The sequence below is a fragment of the Mangrovimonas sp. sgz306409 genome (genome assembly GCF_059735265.1).
Genome location: NZ_JCAPEU010000009.1, coordinates 176,887 through 188,963, shown reverse-complemented (window position 1 = coordinate 188,963; position 12,077 = coordinate 176,887). Strand labels below are relative to the sequence as shown.

11 protein-coding genes are annotated in these 12,077 nt (G+C 38.4%); 4 read left to right on the top strand and 7 right to left on the bottom strand.

Annotated features, from left to right (window positions below; genetic code table 11):
• Positions 1–4 precede the first annotated feature (4 nt).
• From AC6I5C_RS15525 to AC6I5C_RS15515, 3 genes are all read right to left on the bottom strand, one after another.
• On the bottom strand, positions 5–841 hold the full coding sequence (locus AC6I5C_RS15525; protein WP_497905935.1) for a phytoene/squalene synthase family protein: 837 nt from the start codon (positions 839–841) through the stop codon (positions 5–7).
• On the bottom strand, positions 838–2,307 hold the full coding sequence (gene crtID / locus AC6I5C_RS15520; protein ID WP_497905934.1) for a bifunctional phytoene desaturase/3,4-desaturase: 1,470 nt from the start codon (positions 2,305–2,307) through the stop codon (positions 838–840). Before crtID ends, AC6I5C_RS15525 begins: the two co-directional genes overlap by 4 nt.
• A 116-nt stretch (positions 2,308–2,423) precedes the next feature.
• Complete coding sequence (locus AC6I5C_RS15515) at positions 2,424–3,920, bottom strand: fasciclin domain-containing protein (protein WP_497905933.1); 1,497 nt, start codon at positions 3,918–3,920, stop codon at positions 2,424–2,426.
• Between the two features lie 159 nt (positions 3,921–4,079).
• Between AC6I5C_RS15515 and AC6I5C_RS15510 the strand changes: the two genes are divergently transcribed.
• The gene (locus AC6I5C_RS15510) at positions 4,080–4,967 is read left to right on the top strand and encodes a MerR family transcriptional regulator (RefSeq protein WP_497905932.1); all 888 of its coding nucleotides are present in this window, start codon (positions 4,080–4,082) and stop codon (positions 4,965–4,967) included.
• Positions 4,968–4,973: 6 nt separating this feature from the next.
• On the opposite strand, the gene AC6I5C_RS15505 is transcribed toward AC6I5C_RS15510, so the two are convergent.
• Together AC6I5C_RS15505 and AC6I5C_RS15500 are read right to left on the bottom strand one after the other, a co-directional pair.
• The gene (locus AC6I5C_RS15505) at positions 4,974–5,417 is read right to left on the bottom strand and encodes a hypothetical protein (RefSeq protein ID WP_497905931.1); all 444 of its coding nucleotides are present in this window, start codon (positions 5,415–5,417) and stop codon (positions 4,974–4,976) included.
• A gap of 67 nt (positions 5,418–5,484) precedes the next feature.
• The gene (locus tag AC6I5C_RS15500) at positions 5,485–6,033 is read right to left on the bottom strand and encodes a dihydrofolate reductase family protein (protein ID WP_497905930.1); all 549 of its coding nucleotides are present in this window, start codon (positions 6,031–6,033) and stop codon (positions 5,485–5,487) included.
• 115 nt (positions 6,034–6,148) lie between these two features.
• On the opposite strand from AC6I5C_RS15500, the gene AC6I5C_RS15495 reads away from it, so the two are divergent.
• A complete protein-coding gene (locus AC6I5C_RS15495) occupies positions 6,149–7,405 on the top strand; it encodes a T9SS type A sorting domain-containing protein (protein WP_497905929.1) in 1,257 nt (418 codons plus the stop codon).
• 4 nt (positions 7,406–7,409) lie between these two features.
• Here the strand turns inward: AC6I5C_RS15495 and hutF are convergent, their stop codons facing one another.
• Positions 7,410–8,786 carry a formimidoylglutamate deiminase gene (hutF, locus tag AC6I5C_RS15490; protein WP_497905928.1) on the bottom strand — a complete coding sequence of 459 codons (1,377 nt, stop codon included), beginning with the start codon at positions 8,784–8,786 and terminating at the stop codon, positions 7,410–7,412.
• Positions 8,786–9,694: an N-formylglutamate amidohydrolase gene (locus AC6I5C_RS15485; RefSeq protein WP_497905927.1), complete on the bottom strand. Its 909-nt coding sequence runs from the start codon at positions 9,692–9,694 to the stop codon at positions 8,786–8,788. Before AC6I5C_RS15485 ends, hutF begins: the two co-directional genes overlap by 1 nt.
• On the opposite strand from AC6I5C_RS15485, the gene era reads away from it, so the two are divergent.
• Together era and der are read left to right on the top strand one after the other, a co-directional pair.
• Positions 9,689–10,570: a GTPase Era gene (gene era / locus AC6I5C_RS15480; RefSeq protein ID WP_053977368.1), complete on the top strand. Its 882-nt coding sequence runs from the start codon at positions 9,689–9,691 to the stop codon at positions 10,568–10,570. The genes AC6I5C_RS15485 and era overlap by 6 nt on opposite strands.
• 107 nt (positions 10,571–10,677) lie before the next feature.
• Entirely contained in the window at positions 10,678–11,985 is a 1,308-nt protein-coding gene (gene der / locus AC6I5C_RS15475; protein WP_076663377.1) for a ribosome biogenesis GTPase Der, read from the top strand.
• The last annotated feature ends 92 nt before the right edge of the window (positions 11,986–12,077 follow it).

Genomic DNA, 12,077 nt, shown 5'->3' with positions numbered 1-12,077 from the left:
TGTTTTAGATAAAGTTTAATTTAAAGCGTATGTAAGCCTTTGTTAAGATAAGAATTTTTAGAGGGTTAGAGATTCTAATGCGCTCATTTAATATATGTTTAGAATCTAGTCTTTTTAATTTCTTCAGTAAATTTAAATAATATTTATAGGCCAAATACACGCCCAATCTACTTTCAAGCGGTAACACCACAATGCCTTTAAAGGCTTCACGAAAATCATTTTCAATATCTTCAATAATGTCTTTTTTGTTGAGTTCAGATAGGGAATTGTTGTTTACATTAGGAAAGTAGGAGCGACCTAGTATTTCCATATCGTCTTTAAAATCCCTTAAGAAATTGACCTTTTGAAACGCCGAACCCAAGTATTGTGCTGGTGTTTTTAAAAGCTGAAACATGTCTTCGTCATTATTGGTGAAAACCCTTAGGCACATAAGTCCAACTACATCGGCGGACCCGTAAATATAATTTTCGTAGGCTTCTTTGGTGGTGTATTCTTTTATTTTTAAATCCATTTCCATTCGTTTCAAAAAATCATCTGCATAGGTATGCAGGTTATATTTCCATGCAACTTCTTGAAAGGCGTTTAATATTGGGTTTAAACTTATTTTTCGCTCTATGGCTTTTTTGTATTCTTCTTTAAACTCTTCAAATAACACTTCCTGATCGTACTCGTGGAAGGAATCGACAATTTCATCGGCATAGCGTACAAATCCATAGATGGCATAAATGGCAGGTCTAATGGAAGGCGCAAAAAGTTTGATACCCATGGAAAAGGAAGTGCTATACTCTTGGGTTACAATTTTGCTGCATTTGAGGCTTGAAGTGTCAAAAAGTGCTTTCATAGTTTGGTGTGTTTTTTAATGAGTTCGCTAACAATTTTTCCGGAGATAAGAGAAGGTGGTACTCCGGGGCCCGGTACGGTAAGCTGTCCGCAGAAATAGAGGTTGTTAACTTTTTTGCTTTTTAATTTAGGGCGTAATACATGGGTTTGCATGAGGGTATTTGCTAAGCCATATGCGTTTCCTTTGTAGGCGTTATAATCCTCTTTGAAATTGTTGATACAGTAGGATTCCTTAAAAAGAATATGGTCAAAAAGTGGTTGGTCCGTTAGGTGTTCCAAACGCTCTATAATTTGCTTGAAGTAATGATTTCTAATAAGTTCATTGTCTTCTAAATCTGGTGCTAATGGAATTAAGAAAATACCAGCCTCTTTACCGTGGGGAGCAGTTGTAGCATCTGTAATGCTAGGGAAACTTGCATAAAAGAGTGGATTGTCGGGCCATTCTTTGGTGTTGTATATGGTTTTGGCATGAATCTCAAAATCACTGTCAAAGCAAAGTGTATGATGAGATACGTTGCTAAGTTTTTTGTCGAAACCTACGTAAAACAATAGCGCTGAAGGGGCGAAGGTTTTCTTGTTCCAATAAGCTTCTGAATATTGTCTGTACTGTTGTGGTAGCAAGGTTTCGGTATGATGGTAATCAGCGCCGCTTAAGAGGATATCACAAGCATATTCTTTTGAATTTGTTTTGACAGAGGTCACGGAATTCTTTTTAATATTTATAGATTCCACCGGGCTCTTGGTGAGTATGCTCACGCCTAAGCTCTCGGCTAAATCTTTCATAGCTTCAACTACCATATACATACCGCCTTCAGGATGCCATGTTCCCAATTTAAAGTCGGCATAATTCATAAAATTGTAAAAAGAGGGTGTGTTGCTGGGCTTCGCTCCAAGAAAAAGCACTGGAAATTCCAATATTTGCTGCAACTTTTCATCTTTTACATAGTGGGAAATATCCTTTTTGATACTGGTAGTAAATCGGTTTAATTTAGTGACAGTTTTTAAAGTCACAATTTCTGTGACAGATTCCCCGGGTTGGTACACCAAATCCTTGATGGCAAGATTGTAGTTGTCTTCAGACTTATCTATAAACTTTTGTAAAGAGTTGCCACTTTGAGGTTCTATGTTTTCGAAAGTAGCTTTAATACCTTCAAAATCGGCCGAAATTGAAACGCTATCTTGTTGTCCAAAATATATTTGATAGGCTGGATCCAATTTTTTTAGGTTGTAGAAATTGGAAGGATGCGTATTGAAATCTTCAAAAAAACGTTCAAAAACATCCGGCATCCAATAGAAGGTTGGCCCAATATCAAACGTAAAACCATCACGCTTTAGCTGTCGGGCTCGTCCCCCAACCGTGTCGTTTTTCTCCAGAATGGAAACGTCAAAACCAGCCTGAGCCAAGTAGCAGCTGGCAGAAAGGGATGAAAATCCAGAGCCTATTATAATTATTTTCTTCTTGGCCATCTTACTAAAGTTAGCATTTTTTTCTTACATACAAAACCGGTAACCATCTGTAGATTACCGGTTTCCAACCAATTAACCAACCAACGTAAAAACGTACATCATGAGTACGTGCTATATTAATTAGGCAATAGTACTTGGTCAATAATGTGGATTACACCATTGCTAGCAGTTATATCTGCTGCTGTCACAGAAGCCGCTGCTCCTGTTTCATCAATAATGAATACACCCCCATCCAAATCGACCGTAAGCATACCGCCTTGAGCTGTTTCAACCATTTGTCCATCCGTTAAATCTGTAGAATATACTGCGGCGCCTGCAACTACATGATAGGTGAGCACACTTGCTAGTAGTACTTTCTCTTCTTCGGTGTCAAAATCTTCTAAACTATTATAGTCTGGTCCTAAGGTTTCCAAAAGGGCTGCAAAGGCATCGTTTGTTGGTGCGAATACCGTAAATGGACCATCTGTTTGAAGCAATTCTACCAATCCGGCATCTGCTTGCACAAGTGCCGCAACCAATAAACTCAAGCTTTCTTCACTGGAGGCTATCTCAACTATATTTGGAGTACTTAAACTGTTAACAAAATCAATGGCAGCTTGAGGTAATAAAACCTTGTCAATAGTGTGTGCTACTCCATTAGATGCTAGGATGTCCACTGCAGTAATATTTGCATTGGTATCGGAAGCATCACCTATAACATAAGTGCTTCCTGAAGGAATAACGTCAAGTGAATTTCCCGCAAATGCGGTTTCAACCGTGGTTTCTGATAAATCGGTGGAAAGTACATTTGCTGTTAAAACGTGATATAAAACTATATTTCTTAAAAGATCAATTTCTTCTTCAGTATCAAAGTCATCCAAACTGTTGTAATCTTCACCAAGTGCATCCAAGAGTGCAACAAATGCATCATTGGTAGGAGCGAAAACGGTAAATGGCCCATCGCTATTAAGAGTTTCCACCAAGCCTACTTTAACTACAACATCTTCCAGAATAGATAGGTTTTCTGCTCCTACTACAATATCAACCAATGTTCCTTGATTAATAGCATCAATTATTTCTTGAGGGAGCAATACTTTATCTATAATATGGATTACTCCATTGGTAGCTTCCACATTCGCCGTGGTAACATTGGCCTCTGTGGAAGTAGCATCACTTATGGAAACACCTCCATCTATATTTACTGTGATATTTTCTCCTTGTAGGGTAGTTATGGTTTGTCCGTCTGATAAATCGGACGACATTGCTGCTGCTCCAGCAATCACATGATATTGAAGAATTGTTCCTAATAATTCACGTTCTTCTTCGGTGTCGAAATCGGAAAGTGAATTAAAATCGTCCAATGACGCTAAGAGGTCTGAAAATGCGTCATTTGTTGGGGCGAATACTGTAAAAGGCCCGTCTCCACTTAAGGCACCAATCAAGTCGGAGTCGGCATTCTGATCTGCCACGGTAAGTGCTGATACCAAACTACTTAAATCATCATTTGAGGCCGCTGTTTGAACAATGTTTAAGGTTGGTCCTGAAGGGATGTCGTTAGAGTCGTCATCATCACTACAGGAGGTGTTGAAGGTCACTAAGAAAACAAGTGTAGCAAATTGAAGTATATTTTTCATGTCTAACAATATTTTAGTTAATGTTATACAAATATATGTAAAATATTTTAATTGTCTAACTTTGGTTTAAAATAAGTTTTACAAATTCAAAATGGTATTTTTCAGAGTTTTAAGTTTTTTCTCATTATTTTTATTTAAGTTTGTTATAAATTACTTGAAATGGGGAGCTATTCAATGGCACAGGTGGTGTCAATTACGGGGATTAAATCGCATACATTACGCAAGTGGGAGAGTAGATATAGTTTTTTGACTCCCATGAGAACTGAGACCAATATTCGGTATTACACTGAAGAACAGTTGAAGGCACTTTTGAATATTGGAATTTTAACCAGGAACGGATATAGAATTTCTCAAATAGACAAAATGTCGCCAGAGGCTATCTATGAAGCGGTTGCCCAAACCATGACATCTGGTTCCAAGGAAGACGAAATAAACGCCTTGATTGTAGCCATGATTAATTTTGACGAAGCAGAGTTTGATAAGATATTCAAATCTGAGATTGTTAAAACAGGATTAGTTTCTACCATTGCGCACTTAATTTACCCATTCCTTAGGCAGGTTGGAGTTTTGTGGGGAAGCAATAAAGTCATGCCTGCTCAAGAGCATTTCATTTCAAATTTAATCCGTAGAAAGATGTTCCATTCTGTGGAACTCTTGGCTCCATGTAATAAGAACGCTCCCAAGATGGTCTTGTTTTTGTCGGAAGGCGAATGTCATGAAATAGCTTTGTTATTGGCTTATTACATCACAAGAAGTTCTGGTTGGAATGTATTTTATCTAGGGCAGAGTGTACCTTATGAAAACTTAGAAAAGGTGGTAAATGCTGTGGAGCCAGATTTGTTGATGACCATATATACATCCAATGATTTGGAGAGAACAGAAAGCAGTATTCAAACCATCCTTGAAATGACTGATATTCCTTTTGTGGTTTCTGGGGGGCCTGTGATTACAGAAAATCAGGTGGAGGCTTTGGGGCAAAATGCTTCGTATCTCAAGGGACCAGGAGATTTAGTGCAATTTTTGCAAAACTTCCAGGTTGAAGCTTAATTCCTTCTAGTAGGTGTATAATATTTGGTCTCCCGAATTAACAATATTGAGGTACACTTGGGTGCCTTCAACTTGAAGATCGGAAACATCGAAGGAAATTGTCTTGGAGATGACGGCATCGCAAAGCTCAAGGTTTAAAAGTGAAAGTCGAAGATTTCTTTGAGGAGGATCGGATTCAAGGATGGCTCCTGAGTCAATAAGTTTAAGATCCCAAGTGCTGCCATCGCATCCGCTAGCGTAAAAACTAATTTGCAAACAATCATTATCAATTTCTAAGCTCTCAATAATCAAAGGATCGGCCGGTGCGCTTAAGAATTCATCAGAACTTAATATCGTTTCTTGGTCGCAATTGGAAGGTGTTATAACATTGTCGTCATCGTCATTGCTACAGGAAATCATCCCAAATACAAAAACAAAAGAAAATAGGATTATCGAGAAATTACGGTTCATGATGCTTTTTGTTTAAGATGTAAACTTAGCTAATTGGTTGCGTTATTTTAATGAGATTCTTTAATGCCTAATTTTTTAGCCTTTTATAATGATTTTGTGAAAGGCTATTGGTAAATCTTTTGGAGCTTAGGCATTCAAATTGTAAGGATTTGTCCAAGCTAGAAAATAAGGGGATGCCGTCTCCTAATAAAATTGGGATGGTTGTAATGATAAGCTCATCAATTAAATCTTCTCTTAAAAAGCTTTGAATGAGTTTACCGCCGTCTATGTAAAGACTGTACATATCTTTTTCATGGAGCTGCTTTAAGGCATCTTTCACTGTACCCCGTAACAATTGGACATTCGTTTGGTATAACTTGGGAATGGCTTCTAAAGTATTACTAATTACAAATACAGGGACTTTATAGGGCCATGGAATATCAAAACTGCATACGGTCTCAAAGGTATTACGTCCCATAACTATAGCGTCGGTCTCTGCCATAAATGCTTCGTAGCCCATATCGTCGTTCTCGGGGTTCGGAACACTTTCTAGCCATTCTATTCCTCCGTTTTTGTCGGCTATATAGCCATCCAAACTTGTGGCAATATAAACCCGGTTTTTTTTAGGTGTGTCCATTATTGAAGTTTAATTTTCTGAAAGATATAGGATTTGGATGAATATAATGTTTGAAGTAAAGAACAATTGTTAACAAGTTTAGTTTTAAAGTGTTGATTTTAAGTTATTTAAAACATTGAAAATCAATACTTTTGAAATTATTGATTGGATGGTGTGTGCTATGGGATTTAAAAAGTTGATTAAATTAGCAATTGTTTTTTTGTGGTTTGGAGAGGTTTTCGGGCAAACAGGCTGCACGGATTCCTTAGCTAATAATTACGATTCTGAAGCCATGCAAAATGATGGCAGTTGTACTTATGATCCAACTATTCTAATCCCTGAAAGTAGTGTTTTTTTAGATGAGTCTATGATGGAGACTTCAGGGTTGATATATTGGATGAATTCCTTATGGACCCACAACGACAGTGCAGATTCCAATTTGTACCAAATAAATCCCGAAAACGGTAATGTTTTATCTACCGTAGATCTCAGTCCAATTGAAAATACCGATTGGGAAGATATCGCACATGATGAAAACTATGTGTATTTAGGTGATTTTGGAAACAATCTCCATGGAAATCGCACCGATCTTAGAATTATTAGGATAGAAAAAGCTTCTATGTTACGAGAGATTCCCCAATTGGATTTTATTAATTTTTCCTATTCCGATCAAACTGATTTTACGTCACAAGATGTTAATAACACCGACTACGATTGCGAGGCTTTAATTGTTTATGGCGATGATATTTTTCTGTTCACCAAGGAATGGGTAAGTCATAGAACCAAACTTTATAAACTGCCCAAAACACCTGGTACTTATGTGGCGCAATTGGAAGATAGCTATGATGTGCAAGGTATGATAACGGGGGCTGAAGTCCATGAAGATACCATTGTACTTTCGGGTTACAATGATTTGGTAATGCCTTTTCTATTTCTGTTATACGATTTTGCTGATGAAGACTTTTTTGGAGGCAATAAGCGTAAGTTGGAATTGAGTTTATTTTTACATCAGGTGGAGGGCATCGCAACTTCAAATGGCTTGAATTATTATATCACCAACGAGCAGGTTGCCATTTTGGGAATTGATCCACAGTTACATTCACTGGATCTTACTCCTTACTTAGAAAATTCAACTTTGGGTTTGGAAAGTCCTAGTGTCAAAAATAGTTTGGAGATTGTGCCCAATCCAGGAACGTCTAAAGTAGAAGTCCTGGGGTTGGAAAATAATTACCCCATCACATACCAAATTGTAGATATGATGGGGCAAGTACTTCAAAAAGGAGAGTTGGAATTACAACAGCCCTTTATTGATATTTCCGAATTGAGTGTGGGGGTCTACGTGCTAATGTTTCCTAAAGCAAATAACCCGTCCCAACTCTTGGTCAAGAAGTAGTCAATTATAATCTGGAGCCAAGTTGCTTCATGGTGTTGACAAAACTAGATGAGATGTCTTCTAAATTGTTATGAATGCCTTGTTTTGCAACCCATTTTCCATTGATGATCGTTCCTAAAATATTCGATACATCACACGTGTACACAAAGGTATTGCAAAGGTGTTTTGTAGAAGCCGTGGCTGCTAATGGTGATGTTGCATCCATAACTACCGCATCAAAAGATTGCCCTACTTTAAAAAAAATGTCGAGATGTTCTCCCATGGCTCTTTTTCCAGCTTTCCAAGCCATTTCAATAGCGTTAAATCCGCTATCGCCAGAATTGGGTTGGAAATAGGTATTGCGTTTGTGAGTGGTTAGGCGCTGTCCATAATCTAATATGCGAAGTTCTTCAAAGGGATTCAACCCTACGTGGCTGTCGGTACCAATACTCCACTGCCCATTCAAATTTTTAAAATCGTTGAATCGGAAAAGACCATCACCCAAATTGCCTTCCGTGGAAGGACAAAGTACTACATTGGCTTTTGTTTGGGCAATGCCGGCAACTTCGCGATCGTTCAAATGTGTAGCATGTACCAAATGGAAGTTTTCGGTCATTGAGCAATTGTCCAATAGCCATTCTACAGGGCGTTTTCCGTGAAATGCCAAACAATCCTCAATTTCTTTCAATTGCTCAGACACATGAATGTGAAAAGGCAAATCGTTGTTGTAATCCTTGCAAACACTTATAATGTCATTAGGGTCTACAGCTCTTAAGGAATGAATGCCTATTCCTAAGGACGCGTTTTTGTAAGTTTTGGTAGCTTGTTTGGAGCTTTCCAAAAGTTTGTAATAGTCTTCAATAGTTGGAGAAATAAAGCGTTTTTGTTTGTCTTCAGCAGGTGCTCCAAAGCCTCCTTTCTGATAAAACATGGGCACTAAAGTAATGTTGATGCCTGCTCTTTCAGCCGCAGCAATAAGTCGCTCACCATGTTCTGCCAAATTGGAATAAGGCATACCATTAATGTTGTGGTGTAAATAGTGAAATTCTGCGACGGCGGTATACCCATGACGAACCATTTCGGCATACAACATCGCAGCAATATCCTCTAAATGTTGAGGAGACATGCTTAGGGCCAAATTGTACATGGCTGTTCTCCAGCTCCAAAAGTCGTCAGGGACTCCTGTGCCTTCGTGGAGTTCGGCCAAACCAGCCATGGCGTATTGAAAGGCGTGGGAGTGGGCATTTTGAAATCCGGGTAGGGCATAACCGTTCACGTTTTCTCCTTCTGCAGTGGCTTCGGAAGAAATGGATTCAATAATTCCTTGGTCATTAACCGTGACAGCTGCATTTTCGAGCCATCCTTCATTGGTCAATAATCCTTTAAAAATATATGTGGGCATTAGAGTGTGTTTATAAGATTTTCAAATAATAGTTTTAAGGTTGCTCTTGTGGCATTGGCGCGTTCTTCATGATAATTGGTCTCGCTATCGTCCATGTAGTTGGTCTTGGCCATTTCCAATTGAAGCGCGTGAATGTTATTGGCAGGATTTCCAAAGGAGCGGGTAATATGCCCACCTTTAAATGGGTGGTTGTGCTCCAAATCTTTATTGGCCGTTTTCAAGGCGTTCATTGTAGCTTCTATGATAGTTTTGGAAGCTGAGGTTTCATCATTGTCTCCTAAAATCAAATCGGGGAATGCCTCTTTCCTGATGCCTGGAACTACTTTTCTTATGGAATGCGCATCAAACAACAGGGCTCTACCAAATTTTTGCTTCGTGTCTTCCAGTAAATCAGCAATTTTTTGGTGATAAGGACGATAGTAGTTTTCAATTCTATAGTCAATGTCTTCCTGAGTAGGTAATTCATCTCTGTATAGGGGTTCTCCATTGAAATTGGTGGTGGTTACCAAACCTGTAATTACGCGACCGTCATTATAAAGCGGAATGCTTTCCGGGGTTCTGTTGAGGTCAATGACCCAACGGCTATAGTTGGCCGTAATCATGGTAATGCCCATGGCAGGAGCAAAATCGTATAATTTGTCAATAAACCAATCGGTGTCATCTGGATTATTGGCTTTTTCTGGATATAATTTTGAGGCAATATCTTCTGGAAAAAATGTTCCGGAGTGTGGCGAACTAATGATGATAGGAACCTGTTCCACCTTAGGTTCGATAATATTATAAAGTGTCATAAAAATGAGATCGTTGTCATTTGGAGATACAAAAATACAAGTAATGGTGGAATTTGGCGAAATAAACAGTGGAAGGTCGTAACTTTGCCAAATAATTATTACATTGATAAAATGCATAAAGCAGGTTTTGTAAATATCATAGGAAATCCAAATGTGGGGAAGTCTACCCTCATGAATGCCTTTATAGGAGAGAAATTGTCAATTATCACTTCCAAGGCGCAAACTACAAGACACCGTATTTTGGGGATTGTAAATGGGGAAGATTTTCAGGTGGTGTTGTCGGACACGCCGGGAATCATTAAACCTGCCTATGAATTGCAGGAATCCATGATGGATTTTGTAAAGTCGGCTTTCGAAGATGCCGATGTGCTTTTGTACATGGTGGAAATTGGCGAGCGCGAATTGAAAGATGAAGCCTTTTTCAAAAAAATACAATCCTCAAGCATTCCAGTATTGTTATTGCTGAACAAAATAGATAAGTCCGATCAAGGACAGTTGGAAGAGCAGGTGCAATTATGGGCAGAAAAGGTTCCAAATGCAGAAATCTATCCTATTTCGGCATTGGAAGGTTTTCAGGTGAAGGAGGTCTTTGATCGTATCATTGAATTGTTGCCAGAATCACCACCGTTTTATCCAAAGGATCAGTTGACTGATAAGCCGGAACGTTTCTTTGTGAATGAAACCATTCGTGAGAAAATTTTACTTCACTATAAAAAAGAAGTGCCTTATGCCGTTGAAATTGATACGGAAGAATTCTTTGAAGATGAGGATATCATCAGGATGCGTTCTGTAATCATGGTAGAACGTGATACCCAAAAAGGAATTATTATTGGGCACAAAGGATCTGCGCTTAAGCGAGTGGGTATAGAGGCTAGAAAGGATTTGGAGAAGTTTTTCGGGAAGCAGGTGCATCTGGAATTGTATGTGAAAGTGAATAAAAACTGGAGGACTAACCAAAAGCAGCTCAAGCGTTTTGGGTATAATCAGAAATAAATAAACAGCACTTTAGGGTGCTTTTTTTTATAGTTTTAAAAACCTACAAAATATCATAGCAAAAACTGTTAATTTAATAGTATCTTTGCAAACTTAAATTTTTACAAATGAGTAATATAGTAGCCATAGTAGGACGTCCAAATGTTGGAAAATCAACGTTTTTTAATCGTCTGATTCAGCGTAGAGAAGCTATTGTTGATGCCGTAAGTGGTGTGACAAGAGATAGGCATTATGGAAAAACGGATTGGAACGGTAGAGAGTTTTCGCTAATCGACACTGGTGGTTACGTTGTAGGGAGTGATGATATTTTTGAGGCTGAAATTGACAGACAGGTAGAGTTAGCCATTGATGAGGCTGATGCCATCATTTTCATGGTTGATGTAGAATCTGGAATTACAGGGATGGATGAAGACGTGGCCAATTTGTTGCGTCGTGTGGACAAGCCTGTGTTTTTAGCCGTAAATAAAGTAGATAATAACAAACGCGCCGAAGATGCTGTTGAGTTTTATGCCCTAGGTTTAGGCGACTATTATACGATTGCCAGTATCAACGGTAGCGGAACTGGTGATTTGTTGGATGCTGTTGTAGCAGCACTTCCTGAAAAAGAAGAAGTGGTAGAGGAAGATGAGTTGCCGCGTTTTGCTGTGGTTGGAAGACCAAATGCGGGAAAGTCGTCGTTTATCAATGCTTTGATAGGCGAGGATCGTTACATCGTAACCGATATTGCTGGAACTACCAGAGATGCTATTGATACCAAATACAACCGTTTTGGTTTTGAATTTAACTTGGTGGATACGGCAGGTATTAGAAGAAAGTCCAAGGTTAAGGAAGATTTGGAGTTTTATTCGGTAATGCGAAGTATTCGTGCTATTGAGCATTGTGATGTGTGTTTATTGGTGTTGGATGCAACTAGAGGATTCGACGGTCAGGTGCAAAATATCTTTTGGTTGGCAGAACGCAACCGTAAAGGAATCGTGATCTTGGTGAACAAGTGGGATTTGGTTGAAAAGGATACTAAAACAGTAAAAGAATTTGAGCGTGTTATCAGAAAGGAAATAGAACCTTTTACTGATGTGCCAATTGTGTTCATTTCTGTTTTAAACAAACAACGTATTTTTAAAGCCATTGAAACGGCGGTTGAGGTTTATAACAACCGCTCCAAAAAAATCAAAACAAGTAAGCTGAATGAAGTGTTGTTGCCAATTATAGAGCATACACCACCTCCTGCTTACAAAGGAAAATATGTAAAGATTAAATACATCATGCAATTGCCAACGCCGCAACCGCAATTTGCATTTTTCTGTAACTTACCACAATATGTAAAGCCTCCTTACAAACGCTTTTTGGAAAATCAGTTGCGTGAGCATTTCGATTTTCATGGGGTGCCGGTAACGGTTTACATGCGTAAAAAATAACAGTTTTTAGCGTTATATATTTAATTTACACTGAATTAAAGTGTAAATTATTTTGGACGTAATGTCAATTATATTTTACTTTTTGATAAAAA